General features: G+C 71.2%; 20 protein-coding genes. 8 read left to right on the top strand and 12 right to left on the bottom strand.

The features are described 5' to 3' along the window. Positions 1-80 precede the first annotated feature (80 nt). A complete protein-coding gene (locus tag M4486_RS14835; RefSeq protein WP_249478032.1) occupies positions 81-716 on the bottom strand; it encodes a class II aldolase/adducin family protein in 636 nt (211 codons plus the stop codon). After that, the gene (gene otnK, locus M4486_RS14830; protein WP_249478030.1) at positions 713-1,969 is read right to left on the bottom strand and encodes a 3-oxo-tetronate kinase; all 1,257 of its coding nucleotides are present in this window, start codon (positions 1,967-1,969) and stop codon (positions 713-715) included. The genes M4486_RS14835 and otnK overlap by 4 nt, the downstream gene beginning before the upstream one ends. A gap of 182 nt (positions 1,970-2,151) precedes the next feature. Between otnK and M4486_RS14825 the strand changes: the two genes are divergently transcribed. Further along, positions 2,152-3,495 (top strand): homoserine dehydrogenase, encoded by a 1,344-nt coding sequence (locus M4486_RS14825; protein WP_249478028.1) that lies wholly within the window; start codon positions 2,152-2,154, stop codon positions 3,493-3,495. Between the two features lie 91 nt (positions 3,496-3,586). Here M4486_RS14825 and M4486_RS14820 read toward each other — a convergent pair whose 3' ends face one another. Beyond that, positions 3,587-4,738, bottom strand: a complete 1,152-nt coding sequence (locus tag M4486_RS14820) for a C2 family cysteine protease (RefSeq protein ID WP_249478026.1) — start codon at positions 4,736-4,738, stop codon at positions 3,587-3,589. Between the two features lie 109 nt (positions 4,739-4,847). Between M4486_RS14820 and M4486_RS14815 the strand changes: the two genes are divergently transcribed. Continuing rightward, entirely contained in the window at positions 4,848-5,342 is a 495-nt protein-coding gene (locus tag M4486_RS14815) for a hypothetical protein (RefSeq protein WP_249478024.1), read from the top strand. A 94-nt stretch (positions 5,343-5,436) separates the two neighbouring features. Here M4486_RS14815 and M4486_RS14810 read toward each other — a convergent pair whose 3' ends face one another. Then, entirely contained in the window at positions 5,437-6,660 is a 1,224-nt protein-coding gene (locus tag M4486_RS14810; RefSeq protein ID WP_249478022.1) for a Fic family protein, read from the bottom strand. Positions 6,661-6,960: 300 nt separating this feature from the next. Here M4486_RS14810 and recQ point away from each other — a divergent pair, with 300 nt between their 5' ends. Further along, a complete protein-coding gene (gene recQ / locus M4486_RS14805; RefSeq protein WP_249478020.1) occupies positions 6,961-8,949 on the top strand; it encodes a DNA helicase RecQ in 1,989 nt (662 codons plus the stop codon). 28 nt (positions 8,950-8,977) lie between these two features. Here the strand turns inward: recQ and M4486_RS14800 are convergent, their stop codons facing one another. The 3 genes from M4486_RS14800 to M4486_RS14790 form a co-directional block, all read right to left on the bottom strand. Then, positions 8,978-10,087 (bottom strand): iron-siderophore ABC transporter substrate-binding protein, encoded by a 1,110-nt coding sequence (locus tag M4486_RS14800; protein WP_249478018.1) that lies wholly within the window; start codon positions 10,085-10,087, stop codon positions 8,978-8,980. A gap of 122 nt (positions 10,088-10,209) precedes the next feature. Continuing rightward, positions 10,210-11,034 carry an AraC family transcriptional regulator gene (locus tag M4486_RS14795; RefSeq protein ID WP_249478016.1) on the bottom strand — a complete coding sequence of 275 codons (825 nt, stop codon included), beginning with the start codon at positions 11,032-11,034 and terminating at the stop codon, positions 10,210-10,212. After that, entirely contained in the window at positions 11,031-11,975 is a 945-nt protein-coding gene (locus M4486_RS14790; RefSeq protein WP_249478014.1) for a universal stress protein, read from the bottom strand. Before M4486_RS14790 ends, M4486_RS14795 begins: the two co-directional genes overlap by 4 nt. A 153-nt stretch (positions 11,976-12,128) precedes the next feature. Here M4486_RS14790 and M4486_RS14785 point away from each other — a divergent pair, with 153 nt between their 5' ends. From M4486_RS14785 to M4486_RS14775, 3 genes are all read left to right on the top strand, one after another. Beyond that, positions 12,129-12,869, top strand: coding sequence for a sulfite exporter TauE/SafE family protein (locus M4486_RS14785; RefSeq protein ID WP_249478013.1), 741 nt, complete (start codon positions 12,129-12,131; stop codon positions 12,867-12,869). 49 nt (positions 12,870-12,918) lie between these two features. Further along, positions 12,919-13,689, top strand: coding sequence for a MerR family transcriptional regulator (locus M4486_RS14780; protein ID WP_249478011.1), 771 nt, complete (start codon positions 12,919-12,921; stop codon positions 13,687-13,689). An 81-nt stretch (positions 13,690-13,770) separates the two neighbouring features. After that, entirely contained in the window at positions 13,771-14,508 is a 738-nt protein-coding gene (locus tag M4486_RS14775) for a CPBP family intramembrane glutamic endopeptidase (RefSeq protein WP_249478009.1), read from the top strand. Positions 14,509-14,544: 36 nt separating this feature from the next. Here the strand turns inward: M4486_RS14775 and M4486_RS14770 are convergent, their stop codons facing one another. The 3 genes from M4486_RS14770 to M4486_RS14760 form a co-directional block, all read right to left on the bottom strand. Beyond that, the gene (locus M4486_RS14770) at positions 14,545-15,837 is read right to left on the bottom strand and encodes a heparan-alpha-glucosaminide N-acetyltransferase domain-containing protein (RefSeq protein ID WP_249478008.1); all 1,293 of its coding nucleotides are present in this window, start codon (positions 15,835-15,837) and stop codon (positions 14,545-14,547) included. Between the two features lie 122 nt (positions 15,838-15,959). Continuing rightward, positions 15,960-16,871 (bottom strand): endo alpha-1,4 polygalactosaminidase, encoded by a 912-nt coding sequence (locus M4486_RS14765; RefSeq protein ID WP_249478006.1) that lies wholly within the window; start codon positions 16,869-16,871, stop codon positions 15,960-15,962. A gap of 102 nt (positions 16,872-16,973) precedes the next feature. Next, on the bottom strand, positions 16,974-17,501 hold the full coding sequence (locus M4486_RS14760) for a Dps family protein (RefSeq protein WP_228356883.1): 528 nt from the start codon (positions 17,499-17,501) through the stop codon (positions 16,974-16,976). Between the two features lie 197 nt (positions 17,502-17,698). On the opposite strand from M4486_RS14760, the gene M4486_RS14755 reads away from it, so the two are divergent. Together M4486_RS14755 and M4486_RS14750 are read left to right on the top strand one after the other, a co-directional pair. Continuing rightward, on the top strand, positions 17,699-19,273 hold the full coding sequence (locus M4486_RS14755) for a sulfatase-like hydrolase/transferase (RefSeq protein WP_249478004.1): 1,575 nt from the start codon (positions 17,699-17,701) through the stop codon (positions 19,271-19,273). 117 nt (positions 19,274-19,390) lie between these two features. Beyond that, entirely contained in the window at positions 19,391-20,461 is a 1,071-nt protein-coding gene (locus M4486_RS14750) for an aldo/keto reductase (RefSeq protein WP_249478002.1), read from the top strand. On the opposite strand, the gene melA is transcribed toward M4486_RS14750, so the two are convergent. Further along, on the bottom strand, positions 20,422-21,861 hold the full coding sequence (gene melA / locus M4486_RS14745) for an alpha-glucosidase/alpha-galactosidase (protein WP_249478000.1): 1,440 nt from the start codon (positions 21,859-21,861) through the stop codon (positions 20,422-20,424). The genes M4486_RS14750 and melA overlap by 40 nt on opposite strands. A gap of 180 nt (positions 21,862-22,041) precedes the next feature. Further along, on the bottom strand, positions 22,042-22,824 hold the full coding sequence (locus M4486_RS14740) for a DUF4232 domain-containing protein (RefSeq protein ID WP_249477998.1): 783 nt from the start codon (positions 22,822-22,824) through the stop codon (positions 22,042-22,044). Between the last annotated feature and the right edge of the window lie 79 nt (positions 22,825-22,903).

Here is a 22,903-nt window from a genome sequence, read left to right as displayed (position 1 = left end):
CCTCCTGGCCTGTTGTCGCTCCACGAACCGCGTGAGCACGATTCGGCGCGCCCATCACCCGACTGGAGGGAATCCGGACGTCACTCCCAGGGAACACCATAGGCGGCCACCAGTTCGGCCACGTGATCATCAGCCAAGGTCACAGGATCGAGGCCGCGGGTCAGAACCGTCAGACGGCACGCCTCCTCGAGCTCGACCGCGACCTCCTGCGCATGCGCGGCGTCCCGCCCGGCGACGACCATGCCGTGGTGCGCGAGCAGCGCCGCCCGGAAGTCCCCGGGGATTCCCTCGAGCAGCTCCCCGAGCTCAGGGGATCCAGGCATCCGGTACGGGACCATCGGAACGCGTCCCACGCGCATCACCGCATACGGGGTGAGCGGGGGAACCGCCGTGCGGTCGCTCCAGGGAGCCAGCACCGACACGGCCGTCGCATAGGCGGAATGCAGGTGGATGACGGCGCCCGCATCGTCCCTCCGCCGGTAGAACGCTGTGTGCAGAGGTGCCTCCTTGGACGCCCGCGGACCCGCCACCTGGAGCCCGTCGAGGTCCAGCACCGCGAAGGAATCGGCGGAGAGACGGCCGAGATCAGTGCCCGTGGCAGAGACGAGAACGCGATCCCCTTCTCGAATGCTGACGTTGCCCGAGCTCCCCGGACTCATACCGAGCGAGACCAGACTCCGGCCTGCCGAGATCACTTCGTCGAGGGCGGCAGTCACAGGAGCTCCCACGCATCGAGGAAGAGGCGGTCTCCACCGAAGTTTCCGCTCTTGAGCGCAAGCGCCACCGTGCGATCACCGGAGTATCGCGTCCGCGCCGCCGACCAGCAGACCCCGGGACTGATCTCCGTTCCGATGGCGAGGACCTCGATACCCAGCTCGCGAACCACGGCGCCGCTGCTCTCACCTCCGCCGATGAGAATCGCCCGGACCGCGTCCCACGAGACGAGGCGGCGAGCCACCTGGGAGAGCACGGTCTCGACAGTGGCTGCGACGTCGATGCCATCGATCTCGCGCACCACGTCACCCAAGGAACGCGCGGCGCACACGACCGGATGGGCACCGGGGTCGGAGGGCGTCGTCGGGCTCGCGTGCTGCGTCACCCACTGGGCGAGCGACTCCGCCTCGGAGGACGGGTCCGCGACCGCCTTCTTGAGATCGATAGTGCGCACCGGCGCCTCCTTCGACGCGATCTCGATCTGCCGCCGTGTCGCCGAGGACACACTCCCGCACAGCACCGCGCCGCTTCCAGGCTCCGGCCACGCCACGGGAGGCGAGGTGTCACCGCTGCCCCCCGTGAGCCCGAGCGCCAGTCCCGATCCTCCTGACACGAGAGGCTCGTCCGACACTGCCGCGCCGATGAGCTCGAGGTCGCCGTCATCGATCGCATCGATGACGACGTGGCCCGAGCGTCGCGCGAGAAGCTCGCGAAGCCTTCCCGCCCCTGAGCGCACCTCGGATTCGTGAATCTCACTGACTGGGAGCTTCGTCTGCGGCTCCAGGACCTCAGCCACGCGGGAGCGCCTCATCGGGTTCAGCGGATGGTCCTTCATCGGGGACTCGGCCAGCAGTTGATCGTGGACGAACAGGTGCCCCTGGTAGACCGTCCTGCCGTTCTCAGGGAGAGCAGGCACGACCACACAGCGCTCCACTCCGAGCCGGCCGGCAACCGCGTCGAGCACGTGGCCGATGTTGCCCTGCGGTGTCGAGTCGAACGTCGAGGCGTACTTGATGTAGATCCTGTTCGCTCCCCATTCCTGGAGCCGCGAAAGCGCAGCCAGTGCGGCGTCCACTGCCTCGACAGCGGGGCAGCTGCGGATCTTCAGCGCGACGACCACCGCATCGGCACTGGCCACCTGCGTCGCATCCGGGCTGGAGTCCTCGATCACCACGATGACGGAGTGCCCGGACCGTCTCAGCATGGCAGCGAGATCCGTGGCACCCGTGAAGTCATCGGCGATAGCTCCAAGCATCCGATCTCCTCCTGGTCTGAGCCATGTCCCCTCAACAGAGGACCGACCCAGCATACGTGTTGCTTTCTGATAATATTCGTTACGATTGTAGACGTAAACAGTTGTCGCAGGCGTTGATCGGCGCAGATCGCCCAGAGGGACGCTCCGACCCCCGTCTCAGCCGCAGGAAACGAGGACCATCGATGAAGATCGCATCACCGCGTCGACGCACTGGCGAGATCCGTGCGGCACTGACGGGCGCCAACGGAGGCTTCGGCCGAACGTTCCTGGCTCAACTCCGCAGCACTCCTGACATCCGAGCAACGGCCCTGATCGACCCGGACATCGACGGCACGGTGGCCATGCTCGCAGACCTCGGGATCACCGAGTTCGAGACCGCCGACACCCCATCCGGCGCGCACGCCGCTGCCGCCTCCGACAAGACAGCTCTGCTCTCCTCCCTCGAAGCCATCGACTGGGACTCGATCGATGTGCTCGTCGAAGCGACAGGGAACGTCCCTGCGGGAGCCGCCTATTCGGAAGCGGCGTTGGATCATGGCACGCACGTCGTGATGATCAGCAAGGAGGTCGACACGGCTGTGGGCGTCGCCCTCGCCGCGCGTGCAGCGGAGACCGGGCTGAGCTATCTCCCAGGCGACGGCGATCAGCCGGCCAACCTCCTCCGCCTGCTGGACTGGGTCTCCGCGGTCGGCCTGGACATCGTCGCCGTCGGGAAGTCCAGCGAGTACGACCTCGTGTTCGATCCCGAGAGTTCGACGGTGACGCAGAACGGCGAATGCGTGCCCGTGGCAGATTTCGCAGCCCTGCTGGCGCTCGGGGACGACGTGCCGGCGACCCTCGAGCGGCGGGCGCAGTCACTGAGCGCCCTCAAGCGCAGGGCTGCCGCCGATGCATGCGAGATGACCGTCGTCTCGCAGCGAGTGGGGATGCCCGCGGATGTTCCGGAGATGCACTATCCCGTTGCCCGCCCCTCAGAGCTCGCAGACATCTACTCCACGCGCGAGGACGGCGGGATCCGCTCCCATGACGGCATCGTCGATGTCTTCTCGGCGCTCCGACTGCCTGATGAGGCCAGCTTTGCGGGCGGTGTCTTCGCCATCGTGCGTGCCGAAGACCCCGCGACATGGGACACCCTGCGCGGTAAGGGCCATGTGGTCAGCAGATCAGGCACGCTCGCCGCGATCTATTGGCCCTATCACCTCATGGGAGTCGAGACACCTCTGAGCATCTATGCAGCAGTCGACGGAACGCCGTCACGGAACCCCCGCCCGACCACCATGATGGCGGCACGTGCGCAGCGGCGAATGGCCGCTGGCACGGACCTGATCGTCGCCGGGCACCATCACGAGATCGCAGGGGTGGACCCGGTGATGATCACGCCCGCGGAAGGAACAGCGGCGTACTACGTGCTCTCCGGTACGACTCTCCGCCGAGACATCGCCGAGGGGGAGATCATCGCCGTCGACGATGTCGACGGTATCGATGGCCGAGTGCTCGGGCTGAATCAGGCTGTTCAGGACGTGTGACACCCCCCGGGCCCGGACCGAGGATCCAATGCCCCGTGAGCTCATGACTTCGATGACCCCGCCGCCGGACACCTGACCTGCGCGGCAGCCGTCACGAAGCAGTGCCGAAATCCTGCGGCTTCGCTCCGATCCCGGCCATGATGATGTTGTCGTCGTAGTCGTCGATGTGGACCCGGACGGTCTGCGGTAGATGGTCCGGACCGCCGTCGCCCCACGGATTCTCCAGAATCAGCTCTCCCGTCCGGCGGTCCACCCCGCTGACCTGGTAGACGTGCGCCGGGGCCACATCCTCCTGACCCGTCTCGACGAGCTTCGTCATGACGGTGATCGGGCGCTTCTCCTCGACTGCGGTTTCGAACTCCTCGAACGTGGGGCTGTTCCCCAGGAATGAGTCGTCCGGCGTCTTCTGACCGGTGATGAGCTCGAGGCCGGCCCCAGGGGTGTCGGCGATGACGGACTCGTATTCCGGTCCCAGGTGGTTGACCGCCGCCTGCTCGTAGATGGACATGAACCCGATGGGGTCGTCGTCGGGAGAGTAATCGGCCCCATCGTCGTCGACCCGCGCGCCGTCCGCCGCGATCTCTTCCGGCGAGACGTTGACGACCACGGGCTCCCCGCCCTCGTAGAGCGTCACGTCCCAGGTGCCGTCCTCGCGCAGGGTGATGCTGCGGGAGAGGAACGAGGGGTCGGAGGCGGCCACCGCCATGAGCGCGGCGAGGAGCCAGCAGTCCCCGATCCGCCCCTGACGCATGGTCTCCGCACCGATCGCCTCGGGTGAGAGGTCGACCTCGGCCGGATCGAAGCCACGCCCCGCGTCGGTCTCGACGTACTGGCCGCCGAGGTCCTCGATCGTCATGGGATCGGCGAAGGGGTTCAGCGGCTGGTTCCAGAGGTCCTGGCCCGCATTGGTGAGATCCGACCACAGGCCCTGCGCTCCCATGAGCTCGGCGTAGCGCAGATCATCGAGCTCCCTGCACGGGTCCGATACCGCATCCTGCTGCGCCGCCTGCGTCCCCAGTGCTCGGCTCCCGGCATCCAGCCGTGCGCCCGCATCGCGCAGCGCCTCGGCGACGTCTCGGCGCAACCGGTCCCGGAAGACGTCCCCGTCGGATCCGCGCCACTCGAGGCTCTCCGAGGCGGCGGCGAGCGCCCCGGCGAGCTCCGTGCATCGCACACCGGCCGCCTTCACGCGCCTCCCCACGTCGAGGAGCTGATCGGTGTCCGCGCCGAGGAATCCGTCCACAGCCCTCTCCTGTCGAGCGAAGATGCAGGATACGGTCGACCGTATTCGACCCCTGGGCCGGCGACCAGGGACCAGTCGCAGTTGTGGACAACGCTCCGAGGGGACACGCATGAAGCCGACGGCTCGCCATGGTCCTGCGACCCTTGCGCTGCTCGGACTCCTGGTGCTCGCTTCGTGCGGCCGGGTCGAGCCGCTCCCCGCGTCGGACGCTGTCGCCCATTACGACGAGGTCGCCGACGGTCTCACCGTGGCGATCGGCGGCGAGGACGGCGAGTGGACGTTCAACGAGCGCCCGCAGCACGTGACCGTGGAGGACGGGGACTGCGTGTACACCGCCGGCCGGTGGGACCTCGAGGAGCCGCTCGAGCACCCCGGCCCCGAGAGCAACGAGTGGGGGACCCGCATCGCCGCCGTGAACCCCGTGCTCGAGGACCACGGGTTCGAGCGCATCGCGAAGCCCACGCAGCAGGCGGCCGAAACCTTCCTGCAGAGCACGGACGAGCACGGAGCGACGGCCATGATCTCCGGCAACGGCGACCTGTACATCCACAGCGCCGTCGTCGACGCCGAGACCTGCACGCCGGAGGCGCTGGGGATCGGCTGAGCGAACCCCCAGGACGCCCGTTCGCACGCTGCACTCGCTTCGCTCGTACGCGGCGGCGCACCCGCGCCGACGGCGCAGGGAGCAGATGTGCGGGTCAGGTGTGCGCCGCTCCCCCGGCCCTGATCGCAACGCGCCGGTCCAGGTCCTCGAGCTCGTCGACGACGTCGGCGACCACCCAGATCCGCTCGCGCTTGCGGCCGGTCACCTCGCGGAGGATTCCGGCGGACTCGAGGGTCTCGACGGCCGGATAGAGGGCCGCGGTCGATGCCCCGAGCGCCTCCCGTGCCTCGTCCACCGTGAACGTGGGGTGCGCGAAGAGGATGCCGAGGAGCCGCGCCAGGGCCGAGCCGCCCCGTCCCGGGATCTCCTCGTGCCACGCATCGGGCATCTCGCGGAGCCGCTCGAACGAGACCCTCGCCTCGGTCGCGGCCGCCTCCGCGCTGCGGCAGAGGACGTCCACGAGCGGCCCCAGGTCGCCTTCGCGGTACGCGCCCAGCGCGGCGAAGTACTGCTCGCGCAGCGCATAGAGCCCGCTCGCGACGGGCACGGCCGCGTTCCGGGTCACGCCGCGACGCTGCAGGATGCCTGCGATGAGCGCCCGGCCGATGCGCCCGTTGCCGTCGGTGAACGGGTGGATCGACTCGAACTGCCCGTGAGCGATCGTCGCCTGCAGGAGAACCGGCAGGTCGTCGCGGGCGAGGAACGCCTCGAGGTCCACGAGCAGGCGATCGATGAGATCGGGCGGCGGAGGGACGAACAGCGCACCCCGCGGCGAGTGGTCGCTGCCGCCGATCCAGTTCTGCTCCTCGCGCACCCGGCCTGCCCATTCCCGGTCGCCGAGGCTGTCGTCGTCCTGCATGAGCAGTCGGTGCGCATTCTGAAGATCGTCGATTGTGAGGGCACCCGCGCGCCCGGCCGCGAGCAGCATCTCGTGGAGTGCGCGGGAGGCGGCCACCATGCTGCGGGCGCTCGCGTTCGCCCTGCTGCCGACGAGCGCGCGGGCGAGATCGGCCCCGCTCGCACTCACGTGCTCGATCCGGGAGGAGGCGATGGACTCGTTGCGGATCATGAACCGGGCGAGCGCAGGGGCCTCCGCTCCCGCGCTCTGGTCCGTGCGCACGATCGCCTCGAGAGCACGCTCCATTGCACGTGCCGTTGCGGAGGTGACTCCGACATCGAGATCCGCCAGCCGCGGCGGGATCCGCGTGATCACCCGGTCCATCATGCGGTCCTCGCGGGTCCCGCCGCGCTGCCGCTGGCTCCAGGGGCGCTCCTCCGACCGGTGGGACGGGATACGGCCGGGAGTCGGGGCGGTCATCGTGCTCTCCTCCCGCGAGAGGGCCTGGTCGGTGGGATGACGGTGTCGGCGGGAGATCTGCTCGGAAGGAGCGGGTCGGATGCGAACACCGGCCACCATATTCCACTTTAGACCCGCTAAACCAGAATAGCGAGCGCCCTGTTCCACCTCGAGATCTCTCGAGCGGGCGCTCTTCCCCGTCGGGGCCCTTCCCGGCGCCGCACCGACCCGTCATCCGTCATCGCCCCACCCCCTCCGCCCCATCCACAACCCGCCGCCCGCCTGTCCGGCGGGTCGGTGCGCGCGCATAGGCTGGAACCCATGCATGACGCTCCCGCCGACGCGCCCGCTCCGACCGATCCGCAGGCACCGTCGGGCCCCTCGGCACCGTCGGACCCTTCGGCCTTCGAGCCCGAGCTCGACCCGGCCGCACCGGACGAGCAGGCCCCGTCGGCCCTGACGCCGACCCCCGCCGGCGACCCGCGCGCCCTCGAGGTCCTCTCCACGGTCTTCGGCTACGACTCCTTCCGCGGGGAGCAGGCGCAGATCATCGACCAGGTCATCGGCGGCGGCGACGCCGTCGTGCTCATGCCCACCGGCGGCGGCAAGTCGCTGTGCTACCAGATCCCGTCGCTGATCAGGCCCGGCACCGGGATCGTGATCTCCCCGCTGATCGCCCTGATGGCCGACCAGGTGGCGGCGCTCGAGGCCAACGGCATCCGCGCCGCCTACCTCAACTCCACGCTCGAGATGCACGAGGCGCAGGCCGTCGAGCAGCAGCTCCTGGCCGGCGAGGTGGACCTGCTGTACATGGCGCCCGAGCGCCTGGTGCTGCCCCGCACCGTCCAGCTTCTGCAGCGCGCCGAGCTCGCCCTGTTCGCGATCGACGAGGCCCACTGCGTGGCCCAGTGGGGCCACGACTTCCGGCCCGACTACCTGGGCCTCTCGATGCTCGCCGAGACCTTCCCCGACGTCCCCCGGATCGCCCTCACGGCGACGGCGACGCGCGAGACCCACCGCGAGATCACCGAGAACCTGCGAATGCAGGACGCGGCGCACTTCGTCTCGAGCTTCGACCGGCCCAACATCCAGTACCGCATCGACCCCAAGGCGTCCCCGCGCGAGCAGCTGCTGCGGCTGATCCGCAGCGAGCACCCGGGCGAGGCGGGGATCGTCTACTGCCTCTCGCGCAAGGGCGTCGAGCAGACCGCGGCCTGGCTCGCCGAGCGCGACGTCGCCGCCCTGCCGTACCACGCGGGCCTCGACGCGGCCGTGCGCCACGATCACCAGGAGCGCTTCCTGCGCGAGGACGGCCTGGTCATCGTCGCGACCATCGCCTTCGGCATGGGGATCGACAAGCCCGACGTCCGCTTCGTCGCCCACCTGGACCTGCCCAAGTCCATCGAGGGCTACTACCAGGAGACGGGCCGCGCGGGCCGCGACGGGCAGCCCTCGACCGCCTGGATGGCCTACGGCCTGGGCGACCTCGTCAGCCAGCGCCGCTTCATCGACACCGGCGAGGGCTCCGAGCCCTTCAAGCGCAACGCCCGCGCGCACCTGGACGCGATGCTCGCCCTCTGCGAGACGGTCACCTGCCGCCGCGTGCAGCTGCTGCACTACTTCGGCCAGGAGTCGGACCCCTGCGGCAACTGCGACGTGTGCCTGAACCCGCCCAGCACCTGGGACGCGACCGTGCCCGCGCAGAAGCTGCTCTCGGCGCTGATCCGTCTGGACCGCGAGCGCGGCCAGCAGTTCGGCTCGGGCCAGGTGATCGACGTGCTGCGCGGCAAGGACAACGAGCGCTCCGCCCAGTCCCGCCACCAGGAGCTGAGCGTCTGGGGCATCGGCGAGGACCTCTCCGAGCGCGAATGGCGCACGGTGCTGCGGCAGCTGCTGTCCCGGAGGATCGTCGAGGCGATCGGCGAGTACGGCGTGCTCGTCCCCGGGGAGCACGCGGGGCCCGTGCTGCGCGGGGAGGTCACCGTGGAGCTCGCGGTGGACCGCTCCCCCGCGAAGGCGCCGCGGTCGCGGGGCGCGGGCCGCGGAGGGGGTGCGGGCGGCGCGTCGCGGGCGGCGGCCTCGCTCGAGCCCGCGCAGCAGGAGGTCTTCGAGCGCCTGCGGGCGTGGCGCACCTCGGTCGCGAAGGAGAAGAAGATCGCCCCGTACATGGTCTTCTCCGACGCCACGCTGGTGGGGATCGTCGAGCTGCGGCCGACGAGCGTGGACCAGCTGGGCGGCGTCAGCGGCGTGGGCGCGAAGAAGCTCGCCGAGTACGGGGAGGACGTGCTCGAGGCGCTCGAGGGGAGCTGACGTCCCGGGGGCGGGTCCACCCGGGCACTCAGCCCTGGGTGATCCCGTCGACGAAGGCGTCGATGGCCTGCTCGTTCGAGCGAGGCCCGCCGGCGCCCCAGATGCGCGGCGGGAAGGCGTGCGCGCGCCCCGCCTTCACGGCGGGCAGGGAGCTCCAGATGTCGTTCTTGTGCATCTCGTCGATGTAGCTGCCCTCTCCGGTGCCCTCGTCGTTCGCATAGAAGAGGTTCGCGTCGCCCACCGCGGTGAGGCCCTCGACGTCGGTCTGGGTGAGGCCGTACTCCTCGCTCACGCCGCCGGTGCCGTAGGCCTCCTCGAGGTCGTCGTCCCAGGCGGGCGTGAGGCCCAGCTCCTTGCCGAGCTCGGTGAACAGGGCGCCGTCGGTGTACGGGCGGATGGTGAGGTTGCCGCCCTCGACCCAGCCGTCGAAGAACAGGAACTCGTTCGTCTCCAGGTCCGCGTCCTGGACCTCCTTCTTGGCCGCCGCGAGGTTCTCGTCGAGCTCTTCGAGCACGGCATCTGCGCGCTCGGAGCGCCCGGTGGCCTCGCCGATCATGGAGAACACGCTCTTCATGTTGCCGATCGGGTCGTCGGGGTCCGCGCCCAGGGTCGCGAGCACGGGCACGCCGGTCTTCTCGAGCTGGCCGATGATCTCGTCGTCCTTGCTGAAGGCCTCGACCACGACGAGGTCGGGGTCGAGCGAGAGCACCGTGTCCAGGTCGGGTTCGCCGCGGGTGCCGACATCCTCGACGCCCTCCGGGAGGGTCTCGGCGCTGTCCCAGGTGCGGAAGCCGTCGGGCTCGGAGACGCCGACGGGCTGCACGCACAGGCTCAGGGCGTCCTCGACCTGCTGCCATTCGAGGACGACGACGCGCTGCGCGGGCTTCTCGAGCTCGACCGTGCGGCCGACGCCGTCGGTGATCGAGACCGGGTCGTCCAAGGTGGCGGTCGTGTCCTGCGCACAGTCCTTCGAGATCGCCGCCGCGGCCGAGCCGCCGTCGGACGCCGCGGAGTCGGCCGACGAGGAGGAGACGTCGGTCGTGCCGCAGGCGCCCAGGGCCAGGGTGAGGGCCCCGGCGGCGAGCGCGGAGGCGGCTGCGGCGAGGCGGCGCGGGCGGGCACGGAAGGAGGAGGACATCGAGGGCCTTTCGGGGAGCGCGGGATCCCGGGCTCCGGAAGCGCCCGAGGTGAGGGCAGCGGTGCCGCGATCAGATTAGGTGACCCTCACCGAGTCCGCAATCACGAACTCGAGACGTCTGATCAGGGTTTTCGGACACCTGTCGCGAGGTGCGCGCCGGGCGTGCGCCCGGTGACGCGGTGGAAGGCGTCGATGAAGGTGCTGGGCTGGGAGTAGCCCAGGATCCGCGAGACCTCCTGCACCTCACGGCCCTCGCCGAGCAGGCGCAGCGCGTGATGGATGCGCAGCATCTGGCGCCAGCGCACGAAGGACAGCCCGGTCGCGGCGCGGAACGCCCTGCTGACCGTGCGTGTGCTCAGCCCCGCCTCGCGGGACCAGGCGGGCAGGTCGCGCGGGTCGGCGGGATCGGCGAGCAGTGCGCGCGCGATCGGGTCGATGCGGGGATCGCCCGGCAGGCGCAGGTCGATGGCGGGGGCCGACGGCTCGAGGACGTCCAGGACCACCGCCTCCGCGCGCGACCGCGCGGCGGGCGTGAGGTCGCGGCGGGTGAGATGCAGCAGGAGGGACTCGAGCAGCGGCGTCATCACCAGGGTCGTCGCCGCTCCGAGCGGCTCCGGCAGGGCGGCGGGGGCGAAGAACGCGTCGCACAGCTCGACGTCGGCCGTGAGCCGGCCCGCGTGCTCCACCCCGGCGGGGATCCACAGGCCCTGACCCTCGGGGACGGTCACCAGCAGATCGTCGACGCGCGCGGTCATCGTCCCGCCGCGCACCCACACCAGCTCGTGCAGCGGATGGGTGTGGGCAGGGTACTCGGAGGGCGCGCCGGACAGATGCGCCTCGGCGTGGATGGTGAACGCCGCGGGCGCGTCCTCGGGCAGAGGGTCGACGTCGTACGTGACGGTGCCGGACTCGCGCGCCCAGGCTCCGAGACTCGCGGGAGCACTCACCCCTTGTCCGGATGGGCCGGGACCACCATGACCGGGCCGCCGGCCCCGTGCAGCACGCCGCGGGAGACCGAACCCAGCAGGGCGCTCTTCACGGTGCCGCGCCCGCGGGTGCCGAGCACGGTGAGAGGCGCGTCGCGGCTCTGCTCGGCCAGCAGCTCGATGCTGTTGCCGACCTCGACGACGACCTCGATCTCGAGGTCCGGGTGCTCCGCGCGCAGCGGGGCGATGCGGTCCTCGACCATGCCCTCGAGCTCGACGCGACGCTCCTCCACGGAGATGTGGTCGTCCGAGTACGTGGGGTACCAGTAGGTCCACTCGTCCAGCAGGGGCATCGCGACGAACACCCGCAGGGCCGTCCCGAGCCTCTCGGCCTGACGGGCGGCGGTGCGCAGCACGAGGCGGCTCTGCTCCGACCCGTCGACCCCCGCGACCACGGGCCCACGGCCGGCTGCAGGGGCGCTGTCGGATGATCCGTCGGCCCGCTCGCGGCGGGGCACGACGACCGTGGGGCATCGGGAGTGGGCGGGCAGCCCGGAGGCGACCGAGCCGAGCACGCGTCCGGCGAAACCGCCGCGACCGCGCGATCCCACGACCACGAGCTTCGCCTTCCCGGAGGCGTCCACGAGCACCCCTGTCGCATCGCCCTTGGCGGAGCGGAAGGTGAGCGGACCGGGGTGGTCCTTCACGATCTCGGCCGCCTCCTCGAGGGTCGCCCGGGCGGCGGCCTTCCCGGCGTCGTCGGCCTCGTGGGGCATCGAGGCGAGGTTCGCGTAGAAGGCGCCCGGCGCGGCGTAGGCGGTCACCACGGTGAGTCCGCTGCCACGCCGTCGGGCCTCGTCGGCAGCGAAGTCCAGGGCGGATCGGGCCTGCTCGGACCCGTCGAAGCCGACGAGCACCTCCAGGTCTCGGTCTGCGGAGTCGAAGGGGATCTGGTCGTCCATGACTGACCTCCCGGCGAGAGTGACCAGCGGTTCCGTATCCCTCAGGCTAGCAAGCAGGGCGCGGGAGCGGGAGGGGCGGACGAGAGCCCCGGGGCGGCCGCGCCCCTCCCCCACGGCCCTGCCCTTGTCGGCCCGCCCGATACCCTGGAGCGTGTGATCGGAACGGACGTCGCAGTGCTGCTCGGCCTCGCGGCGGCGACGTTCGTCGGGGCGCTCGCGCAGCGCTCGACGGGCATGGGCTTCGCGCTCCTCGCCTCGCCGTTCCTGGTCCTCGTGCTGGGGCCGCTGCAGGGGATCCTCGTGGTCAACGTGTGCGGAGCGCTGTCCGCGCTCCTGAACCTCACCCAGGTGCGCAGGGACGTCGACCGGAAGCGGCTGCGGGTCCTCGCGCCGATGGGCGTGATCGGGGTGATCCCCGGTGCGATCGCCGTGGCCGTCCTGCCGGCGGCGTCCCTGATGATCGCGGTGAGCACGATCGTGCTGCTGGGGCTGCTGCTCACCCTCGCGATGCGCGGGCGCACGGTCCCCGACTCCCCTGGGCTCGGCGTCGCGGGCGGCCTGGCCTCGGGGTTCATGAACGTCACGGCGGGCGTGGGCGGGCCGGGCGTGGTGATCTACGCGCGCGCCACCGGTTGGGAGCACCGCGGCTTCGCGGCGACCGCGCAGGTGCAGTTCATGATCCTCAGCATCGTCTCGCTGGTGGCCAAGCGGGCAATGCCCACGCTCTCCGCCACCGGCTGGACCGTACTGATCGCGGCGCTGCTGCTGGGTGTGATCGCGGGCGGCCGGGTCTCCCGGAGGGTCGACGGCGAGAGCGCCATGCGGATCGTGCTGGTGGTCGCGCTCGCGGGGGCGCTGATGGCGCTCGGGCGCGGAGTGCTGCTGCTGGTGTGAGGGCAGGGGCTAGGCTCGGAATCCCTCGCGCCCCCTTGATCGGACCCCCATGCCCTGGAGCACGCGCCAGCTCGCCGACCTCGCCGGCACCACCGTGAACACGGTGCGCCACTACCATCAGGCGGGTCTGCTGCCGGAGCCCGAGCGCCGCAGCAACGGCTACAAGCAGTACACGGTCCCCCACCTGGTGCGCCTGCTGCGGATCCGTCGGCTCGTCGACCTCGGCGTTCCGCTCGCGCGGATCGACAGCATCGATGACCCGGCGCAGGGAGACGACGCGACGTCGGGGGTCGGACATGGCGGGGACGGCGGCGAGAGCTCGGTGTCCACGACCCTGCGCGAGCTCGACGAGGAGCTGCGATCGCGCATCTCCCAGCTCGAGGAGGCGCGCACGCAGATCGCAGCGCTGCTCGCCGGCGGCGCTCCCGCCCATACGCCGCCGGGGTTCGAGTCGGTGAGCGCCGGCATGAGCGAGGCCGATCGATCGCTGATCCAGATCTACGCGGAGCTCTATCGGCCCGAGGCCCTGGCCGACGTGCGCTCGATGGTCGAGGCGTCCGACGAGACATCGCGACTCTTCGACGAGCTCCCGTCCGACGCCGACGAGGCCTCACGGCAGCGGCTCGCGGAGGATCTGCTCCCCCGGCTGCAGGCCCAGGTCGAGGCGCACCCATGGCTGCGCGATCCTGCCCCGCAGTACCAGAAGAGCAGGTCGGAGACGCGGAACGCGCTGCGCGATGCGCTGCACGAGATCTACAACGACGCCCAGCTCGACGTCATCGCGCGCGTCGAGCGGCTCGCGGAGCACCAGACCCCTTGACCCTGTGGTGACCACACAGTCTTGTCTGGTCGTCCAGTCACCGACCGGTCCGCTCACCAGGGCCGCCGAAGGAGGACCACGATGACCGACCGACGCACCGCTCCCACCTCGACCGCTCTCCCGCCCGCCTCTCCGACCACGCGCCCATCGGCCCCTGGCTGGCCGGAGATCCTCGTGGGCCTCGCCGCCTACATGATCTGCTTCGGACTCGTCTTCCTGCTGCTGCCGCTCGCCGGCGGCGGCGCGCTGGGCGGGATCATCGGCCTGTTCGTCTCCGGCGCGATGGGGCTGATCGCCTTCGGCGCCGCCTGGGCGCTGCGCATCCGCTCGGCCGCAGCCTTCGGGTTCCGACGCGCGAGCGGCCGACAGCTGCTCGCCGGGGCGGGGCTCGGCGTGCTCGCGGCGATCATCGGCAGCGCGCTCACCGTCGCCTACGTGATGCTCTCCGGCGACATGCAGTCCCCCCAGTCCAGCTACCAGGCGGCCTCGACGGGCGGGGCGCTGTCCCTGGTCCTCACGCTCGTCGGCGGATCGATCATCACCCCGATCGGCGAGGAGTCGCTGTTCCGCGGCGTGGTCGCGAACGCCCTGCTCAGCCGGTACGGACCATGGATCGGCGTGCTCGCGAGCGCGATCGTCTTCGCCCTGTTCCACGGCATCAACACGGTGCTGCCCTCGGCCTTCATGGTCGGACTGTTCGCCGCCCTGCTGTTCCGCCGCACCGGCTCGATCTGGCCGGGCGTGGTCCTGCACGGCACCAACAACCTGGTCAGCTCGCTGCTGCCGCTCGCGCTCGCGGGCATGGCCGCGGGGGCGTGAGGGGCGTCGGGCGGATCCGCGCCGCGTGCGGCCGACTCACCTGTCGGCCCGGGCCTCGTCCCTGCCGCGCACCCGTCCCCCGGCCCGCCCTGCGACCCTGCTGACCAGCGCCTCGAGCGGCCCGCGCGAGCCGCGCGCCGAGAGCACGAGGCCGATCAGCACGACGACGGCGAGGTGCGCGAGCAGGATCCAGACCCCCGCGATGAACCACGGAGCGCTCTCGAAAGCATCGGGGCCCGCGACGACGAGCGCGGCGATCATCGAGGCGCCGGTGAGCACCACGTGGATCGTGTAGATCGTGAGGGGCGCGGCGCCGGCCGCGCGGAGCGCCCGCGGAAGCGCGCCGGCGAGGTGTCGGGCCGGCGGGATCACGAGCATGAGCAGGGCGATCACGGCGACAGAGACGCCGGCCGTCGCGATGATGTCGGCGATCGAGCCCGTGTGCGGGGTCGCCAGGGCCTGCATCCAGAGATCACTGCGGAGCGGTGCGCCGAAGCCGTGGAGGTCCAGGAGCATCTTGTCCTCGCCCTGCGCGAGCGCCCATGCCTTCACCGCGGCCGAGGTGCCGTAGGCGATCACCGCCGCGCCGACGCCGGTGCCGAGCACCGTGAGGGACCAGCGGCGCACGCGTCCCGCCTCGATCGACCCGAGCAGGGAGCGCATGAGGATGACGCCGAGCAGCAGGTACGGCAGCCACGTGATCAGCGGATACATGCCGGTGAGCGCGAGCCCGCGCAGCAGCGTCAGGGGCTCGAGCACGTTCATCGGGGTCACGTTGCCGATCTCCTGGACGATGCGGAGGTCCGAGCGGACGCTCGCGTTCAGCCAGCCGCCGACGGCGGTGAGGACGAGCGCGATGGCCGCCAGCACGCGGCTCGAGCACAGCAGCAGGGGCGCGGTGATCATCATCCCCAGACCGAAGGGCACGAGGACGACCACCACCCAGGTGGGCACGAAGCCGAGCAGCAGGCCGATCGCGAGGACGAGCGCCCCGCGGACGATGCCGCTGCGCACGGCCCCGGCGCGGTCTCCGGCTGCGAGCCGCTTCCGGGAGGCGAGCACGAGGCTGCAGCCGCCGATCACGGCGAAAAGCGCCGCGGACGTGCCCTCGGTGAGGACGCTCGCGATCCGGGCCGCAGCGTTCTGCCAGGGCGATCCTGCGGGTGCGGCACCCAACGGCACCAGCAGGTGGGCGGCCATCATGCCGACGATCGCGACGAGTCGCGCAAGGTCGAGCGCCTCGAGGCGGGCGGGGCCGGCGGAGGGAGAGGGGCCGGCCACGGTGGCGACCGGCGCTGACCGGGGATGAGGGGAGGTGGTGGTGTGCATGCCCCCGAGACTCTCGTTCCCACCAGCGCGTTCGCGTCATGCTGGAGTCCCTGTGCACTGCCACCGTGCGCCGATCTCCCCCTCAGTCCACGGTCTGACGCGCGCAGGGAGCAGAGCCGGGTTCAGCAGGATTCGTAGCGATAGCCGTCGGCGTCCTGGGCGACGAGGTCGCGGTCCCTCAGGATCGTCAGCGGTGCGCGGTCCGGGAGCGCGCAGACGCCGGCGAAGGTCATTCCGGCGTCCTCGAGGCTGTCGGGGTACTCGATCTGCAGGACGTGGGCGCCGTAGACGCCCGTGTACGCGGCGCATTCGTCATAGGCGCCGCATTCCTCGGCGACGGCGAAGTCGAAGCCGAGCTCCTCGTGCGCCGTCGCCGTGATCTCGGCGGCGTTCTTCTGGGCGATCGCGAGCCCGGATTCGTGCGCGAGGTCCACGTAGGCGGAGGCGAGGGCCATCGCGCCGTTCTCGTCGATCCGGTCGAACCTGTCGAAGGTGTCGAGGTTGTCGATCTCGACGGCGTCGTAGCCGGCCGCGGCGCAGCCCGTGATCACCGGGGCGAGGATCTCCAGGATGTCGTCGCGCTGCGTCGAGCCGGACGGATCGAGGATGTACTCGTCGACCCAGTCGGGGTCGGTGACCAGGTCGCCGCGCGCGTCGTGCAGCAGCAGATCGGCGTGCTCCTCCCACATCGCGGCGTCGTCGGGCTGGGTCTGGAAGCCGTTGACGTAGCAGACGTTGTAGGCGCCCTCCAGGGGCTCGGCGGTCGCATCGCGCACGACCACATCGATCGGGCCCGACGGCGTGTAGGCACCCCCGAGCTGATAGTCGAAGGCGCCGCTGGTGGGAGGCAGCTCCGGGGTGTGATCCCCCTCCGAGGAGGGGTGATCGGAGGGCGCCGCGGCAGGATCATCGGCCGATCCCCGCGAGACCGGCGACGTCGACCTGCCGTCGGCCTCCGCGTCCTCTCCTGCGCAGGCCGCGGCCATCAGCAGCACCAGAGCCGCCGTCGCGGCGCCCCGTCTCGTCCGCCCCATCCGGCCTGCCCTCTTCTTCTCGGTTCCGCAATGCCTCAGCTCCGCAGCACCTGGGCTCAGCAACCCCCACGGGCGGCCAAGTCCCGGCCGTGCGGGTCGCGCTCAGTTCGCCGGGGTGCGCGTCTCGGCGCTGATGAACCAGGCCTGCTGCTCGAGCTTCTCGATGATGCCGTGGAGGATGTCGGCAGAGGTCGGATCGGCCTCGTCGACCTCGTCGTGGACGTAGCGCATGCTGCCGACGGTCGCCTCGATCGCCGAGGTCACGAGGTCGATCGCGTCGTGGGTGAGCACCTCGCCCTGAGGGAACTCGGGCAGGGAGTTCTGCTCGGCGACGACTGCGGGGCGGCCGTCGGGCGTGGCGTGGAGTGCGCGCATCCGCTCGGCGATGTCGTCGGCGGCCTCCCGCGCGATGTCCACGACCTCGTCGAGGTTCAGGTGCAGATCGCGGAAGTTCGGCCCCACGATGTTCCAGTGGGCCTGCTTGCCCACGAGGTGGAGGGCCGTGAGCTCCACGAGCACGCGCTGCAGATTCTTGGCCAGGGCGTCGGAGGCGAGGAAGCCTCCCTCGGCGTTCTCGGGCCGCGTGCGTTCGGCTCCGGCCGGGGTCGGGACGTCGACGGTCTCGTTCATCGTGCATCTCCTTCGTTCGACGGTGGACGCCTCCGACGCTACGCGGCGACCACATGGTGAACAAGGGGTCGCGAGCGGGCGCGGGAGCGCGGAGGGGCGCAGGCCTGACGCGGGGCCCCCGGCCGACGCCGGTGCCGCCCCGTAGCATCTGCTGCGAGGCGCGGCGCCGATGCCGCCCCGGAAGGACTCCTCGGCCCATGCCCAGCGAACCGACCGAACCCCCAGCCCGCCCGAACATCCTGATCCTGATGACGGACCAGCAGCGCACCGGCTTCACCGCCGGTGCGGGCGGCCCGGACTCGATGCCCCGCGTGGATGCGCTGCTCGAGGACGGCACGCGCTTCGAGAGGGCGTACACGAGCGCGCCCGCGTGCGTCCCGGCCCGCACGAGCCTGCTCACCGGTCGTTTCCCCTCGGCGCACCGCGTGCGCCAGAACTCCACGCCCCAGCAGGCCGTCTATTCCTCGGACCTGCTGGACGTGCTGCGCGGGCGCGGCTATCGCCTGCACTTCGCGGGCAAACCCCACATGCACGCCCAGCCCGAGGACTTCGATGCCTATCACGGGCCGTTCATGCACGAGGGAGGCCCCGCGGACAGCCCCGAGCAGGAGGCCTTCGACGCCTGGCTGCACGAGCTCGACCACTCGGTCGCCCACGACCCGGCTCCGTTCGGCCCCGAGGTGCAGCTGCCGGCCCGGATCATCGACGGGGCGATCCGGGACCTCGACGCGAGGACGGGCGAGGACCCGTTCCTGCTGTGGGTCTCGTTCCCCGAGCCCCACAACCCCTACCAGGTGCCCGAGCCGTACTTCAGCATGTTCGACCCGGCCGAGGTCCCCGACCGGACGGTCGGGCCCGAGGTCCTGGACCGGATGGGGTGGAGGTTCCGCTGGCTGCACTCGCTGATCGAGGAGAAGCGCCCCGGCTTCGACACCGAGTGGAGGCGACTGCGGGCGAACTACCTGGGGATGCTCCGGCTCATCGACGACCAGATCGGCCGGCTGCTGGACCGTCTGGGGCCCGTGCTCGACGACACCGTCGTGATCGTGCTCAGCGACCACGGGGACCTCGTCGGCGAGTACGGCCTGCAGCGCAAGGGCGCGGGGCTGCCGGAGGCGCTGGTGCGCATCCCGCTGGGCGTCGCCGGCCCCGGCATCGCCTCCCAGCGACGAGCGGAGCCGGTCTCGATCGTGGACGTGCTGCCGACGCTCTGCGAGCTCGTCGGGGCGCCTTTCCCGCCGGGTGTGCAGGGCAGGTCCCTGCTCCCGCTGCTCAAGGGCGAAGAGGCACCGGCCGAGGAGTTCTCCACGATGTACGCGGAGCACGGGTACGGGGGCGTCTCGTACGGGGAGGGCGACCGGCCGCCCCTCCACTTCCCCTACGAGGGTCGCTCCTTCGACGAGCTGAACTCCGTCACCCAGAGCGGCGAGATGCGGATGGTCGTGGACGGCCGGTACAAGCTGATCGCCGACGACCTCGGCACCTTCTCCCTCCACGACCTGCAGGAGGACCCCGCCGAGATCCACGACCTCATCGACGACCCCGCGCTCGCCGAGGTCCGCGAGGGTCTGCTGCGACGGCTCGCCCTGTGGATGATGCGCGTGGCCGACGACCTCCCCGTCGGCGCCTACCGCCCCCGGGAGGCCCCGCACAACTGGCGATGGGCGGTCCCGTCGGCCGCCGAGGGGCACGGGCCCGAGGGGCATGAGGCCGAAGGACTCGCCGCCGAGGAGCACACAGCCGCGGGACGCCCGGCCGATCCGCCGCGGTGACCCGGGCCGTCCCGGACCCCTGCGCGATCGCCTGAGGACATGGCGCCGGATCCGACGTACCGTCGAGGGTCCCGGGGCTCGGAGCGGCCGGGCCCTGCCGCACGGAAGGACCTGCTCATGGACACGGTCACCCTCGGATCCTCCGGCCTCCGCGTCTCCCGCCTGGCGCTCGGGACCATCCCCTTCGGGTCGGGCGGCGGCTTCGAGAAGATCGCCGGCCTCGGCGTCGAGGAGGCCCGCAGGCAGCTCGACGAGGCCCTGTCGCGCGGCGTGAACTTCATCGACACCGCGAACATCTACTCCGCGGGAGACTCCGAGCGCGTCCTCGGGGAGGCGATGAGCGGTCGTCGCGAGGACATCGTGCTCACCTCCAAGACGCGCAGCCCCGTGGGTGAGGGACCCAACGACTCCGGGGCGAGCAGGATTCACGTGCGGCGCTCCGTCGACCAGAGCCTCGAGCGCCTGGGCACCGATCACCTCGACCTGCTGTACATGCACCAGTGGGACGGACAGACCCCGATCCTCGAGACCATCCGCGTCGCGAACGAGCTCATCCGCGAGGGCAAGATCCGCTACTGGGGAGTGTCGAACTACAGCGGCTGGCAGCTCGCGAAGACCGTCTACGAGGCGCGGATGGCCGGTCTCGAGGGCCCCATCGCCCAGCAGGTCTACTACACGCCCGAGGCCCGCGAGATCGAGTACGAGATCCTCCCCGCCGCGCGGGACCTGGGCGTGGGGACCTTCGCCTGGAGCCCCCTCGGCGAGGGTCTGCTGACAGGGAAGGTGCGACGCGGCGAGAAGACCTCGCCCGACACCCGCCAGGGCGCGGGCTGGCCCGAGCCGCACGTGGTCGACCGCGAGCGCGCCTTCGACATCATCGAGCAGCTCGACGAGATCGCGGTCGACCTCGGCTGGAGCATCCCGCAGGTCGTGATCGCCTGGATCCTCGGACGCCCCGGAATCGCCGGCGCGGTGATCGCGGCCCGTCGGTTCGACGAGTTCGTGGAGGACCTCGAGGCCGGCGACCTCACGCTGCCCGACGATGCCCGGGACCGCCTCACCGCGCTCACCCAGCAGCCCGCCTACTACCCGCTCTGGCACCGCCTGCTGAACGGCCAGGACCGCCCCGACCCCGCCGAGTCCGAGTTCTACGCCGAGCACCAGCGCGCACTCGACAGCCGCGGCTGAGCGGGGACAGGGACCGGGCGCAGCGCGCTCGGGAGCAGCTCGCGATGCGCCTCGAGCAGCTCGCCGGTCATGGCGCGCGCCTGCTCGAGCGTGAGCTGGGCCGAGGTCAGGGGGTCGAGCGCCACGGCCTGGAACACGTTCTCGACGTCACCGGTCAGCGCCGCGCGCACGGCGAGGGTCTGGACGTTGACGTTGGTGCGGTTCAGGGCCGCGAGCTGCGGCGGGAGGTCGCCGACGGAGGTCGGCTGCACGCCCCTGGCATCGACCAGGCAGGGCACCTCGACGCAGGCGTCGGCCGGGAGGTTCGTGATGAGGGCGCCCCGGTTCGGCACGTTCCCGTGCACGACGCTGGGTGTGCCGGTGACGATCGAGTTCACGATCTGCGCGCCGTACTCGACGCTCGGCGCGAGCTCGGCCTTCAACCGCTCGAGCTGGTCGTCGATGTCGCCCTGGTCGTCGTGCGCGGCGCAGATCTCGAAGTAGTCCCAGCGCTCGGGGATGTACTCCTTCGTGGTCTCCGGATCCTTGCGGAAGTAGGGCACGTACTCCGAGGCGTGGTGGCTCGACTCGGTCTGGAAGTACCCGAAGGTGTTCATGATCGACGTGCGCACCTGCTCGTTGCCGCCCTCGTAGGTGCTGGCCGCCTCGGCCGCCTCGGAGTGGTCGCCGTCGTCCCCGGCGAGGTCCGCGGCGGCGCGGCCGGGCCGGTGCCGCTGCGCCATCACCTCGCGCAGACGCGGGTAGAGGTCCTCCTGACCGCGGAACAGCTCGAGCACCCACGCCTGGTGGTTGATGCCCGCGCAGCGGTAGGAGACCTCGTCGTAGGGGACGTCGAGGGTGCGGGCGAGCATCCGCGTGGTCCCCTGCACGCTGTGGCACAGCCCCACGGTGCGCAGGCCCTGGGCGTTGAGGTACGCGGTCGCCATGGCCATCGGGTTCGCATAATTGATGAAGGCGGCGTCGGGGCACACCTCGCGCGCGTCGGCCGCGATCTCGGCGTAGGCGGGGACGGAGCGCAGGAAGCGGAACACGCCGCCGGGGCCGACGGTGTCGCCGACGGCCTGGTCGATGCCGTACTTCCGCGGGATCTCGACGTCGTGCCGGTAGGACGGGATCCCGCCCACCTGGAAGGTGATGACGACGACGTCGGCGCCCTCGAGGGCCGCGCGGCGATCGGTCGTCTCCTCGACCCGCGCGGCGAAGCCGTGATGGGCCACGAGGTCGCGTGCGGCCTGGGCCACGGGACCGAGCTTCTCGGGCCGCACGTCCATGAGGCACAGGGTCGCGTCGCGCAGGGCGGGGAAGCTGAGGATGTCGCCGATCAGGCGGAAGGGGAACACGTACCCGCCGGCGCCGATGATGGTGATCTTGGGGGAGGTGACGAACGTCTTCGTGGTCATGCGCCCACGCTATGGACGCACCACGGGGGAGGTCTCGCGGGATCGTGCGCCGTTCTTCCAGGATCCTTCGATGCTGATCCTTATCCGTGGCCGTCGGCCCGCTTCCGCAGGCGCAGGCCCGGATCCCCGGTCGCAGGCCCGGATCCGCGGGCGCCGCCGCTCAGGTGCGCGGCGGTCCGGTCACTTCATCCCGTGCACCCCGTCGACGGTCAGCCAGTCGACGTCGCCCGCGCAGCCGTGCAGGCCGTCCTGCTCGACGTACGCCGCCTTCTTCGAGCCCGGCGCGTAGATGCGCCAGCCGTCGGCGTCGGTCGCCTTGCACTCGTCGCCGAGGGGGCCGCCGCCGTCGCCCACGTCGACCGCCTTCAGCGACGCCTCGGCGTGGCCGTTCGGGATCAGGACCGCGGCCTTGCCGGCCTGGCCGCGCTGCGCGGCCTTCCCCAGCTGGGTGCCGTTCCCGTCGCCGACGGCGGAGACGCCCGGGTACCCGCCGATGCGGCAGGGGTCGTCGCCGGTGTTCGTGAAGGAGATCGTGAACATGACGCTCCCGGCCGCCGGGTCCCCCTGGCTGACGGAGACGTCGAGGTCCGACGCGGTGCAGTCGGAGACCTCGTCGTTGCTGCCGCCGCCGTCGGCCTTGCCCGAGGCGGTCCCGGAGCCCGCTCCCTTGGAGGCCACCGAGGAGTCGTCGTCCGAGGACCCATTGTCCGAGGATCCCTTGTCCGAGGAGCCGTCCGACGACTGGTCGGACGACGCGCCGGAATCGGACCCGCCTCCGCCGTCGGAGGTGCCGTCGGCGGGCTCCTGGCTCGCTCCACCGCTGTCGCTCGCCGCGGAGTCGCCGCCCTGCGCGGTGTCCCCGGAGCCGTCATCGGAACCGTTCCCGCAGCTCGCCGCCCCGAGCGCGAGGAGTGCGGTCGCCGAGAGCGCGCAGGCGCTGCGGGTGATGGTGCGGATGCTCATGACGCTGGAGCGCATGATGTCGCCTCGATCCTTCGCTGCCCGTGGGGACCCCGACGTTACGCCTTCGGGGATGTCGGGG

Source organism: Brachybacterium kimchii (assembly GCF_023373525.1).
GTDB classification, from domain to species: domain Bacteria; phylum Actinomycetota; class Actinomycetes; order Actinomycetales; family Dermabacteraceae; genus Brachybacterium; species Brachybacterium kimchii.
Note: the sequence above shows the minus strand (reverse complement) of the source record. Positions and strands in the feature narration are given on the sequence as shown.

What these genes read in the sequence shown, in the direction of transcription:
- M4486_RS14780 (WP_249478011.1), top strand. Translation starts at nt 12,919, where the DNA reads ATGCCCTGGAGCACGCGCCAGCTCGCCGACCTCGCCGGCACCACCGTG.
- M4486_RS14775 (WP_249478009.1), top strand. Translation starts at nt 13,771, where the DNA reads ATGACCGACCGACGCACCGCTCCCACCTCGACCGCTCTCCCGCCCGCC.
- recQ (WP_249478020.1), top strand. Translation starts at nt 6,961, where the DNA reads ATGCATGACGCTCCCGCCGACGCGCCCGCTCCGACCGATCCGCAGGCA.
- M4486_RS14825 (WP_249478028.1), top strand. Translation starts at nt 2,152, where the DNA reads ATGAAGATCGCATCACCGCGTCGACGCACTGGCGAGATCCGTGCGGCA.
- otnK (WP_249478030.1), bottom strand. Translation starts at nt 1,969, where the DNA reads ATGCTTGGAGCTATCGCCGATGACTTCACGGGTGCCACGGATCTCGCT.
- M4486_RS14740 (WP_249477998.1), bottom strand. Translation starts at nt 22,824, where the DNA reads ATGAGCATCCGCACCATCACCCGCAGCGCCTGCGCGCTCTCGGCGACC.
- M4486_RS14810 (WP_249478022.1), bottom strand. Translation starts at nt 6,660, where the DNA reads ATGACCGCCCCGACTCCCGGCCGTATCCCGTCCCACCGGTCGGAGGAG.
- M4486_RS14770 (WP_249478008.1), bottom strand. Translation starts at nt 15,837, where the DNA reads ATGCACACCACCACCTCCCCTCATCCCCGGTCAGCGCCGGTCGCCACC.
- M4486_RS14755 (WP_249478004.1), top strand. Translation starts at nt 17,699, where the DNA reads ATGCCCAGCGAACCGACCGAACCCCCAGCCCGCCCGAACATCCTGATC.
- M4486_RS14750 (WP_249478002.1), top strand. Translation starts at nt 19,391, where the DNA reads ATGGACACGGTCACCCTCGGATCCTCCGGCCTCCGCGTCTCCCGCCTG.
- M4486_RS14815 (WP_249478024.1), top strand. Translation starts at nt 4,848, where the DNA reads ATGAAGCCGACGGCTCGCCATGGTCCTGCGACCCTTGCGCTGCTCGGA.
- M4486_RS14800 (WP_249478018.1), bottom strand. Translation starts at nt 10,087, where the DNA reads ATGTCCTCCTCCTTCCGTGCCCGCCCGCGCCGCCTCGCCGCAGCCGCC.
- M4486_RS14765 (WP_249478006.1), bottom strand. Translation starts at nt 16,871, where the DNA reads ATGGGGCGGACGAGACGGGGCGCCGCGACGGCGGCTCTGGTGCTGCTG.
- M4486_RS14790 (WP_249478014.1), bottom strand. Translation starts at nt 11,975, where the DNA reads ATGGACGACCAGATCCCCTTCGACTCCGCAGACCGAGACCTGGAGGTG.
- melA (WP_249478000.1), bottom strand. Translation starts at nt 21,861, where the DNA reads ATGACCACGAAGACGTTCGTCACCTCCCCCAAGATCACCATCATCGGC.
- M4486_RS14760 (WP_228356883.1), bottom strand. Translation starts at nt 17,501, where the DNA reads ATGAACGAGACCGTCGACGTCCCGACCCCGGCCGGAGCCGAACGCACG.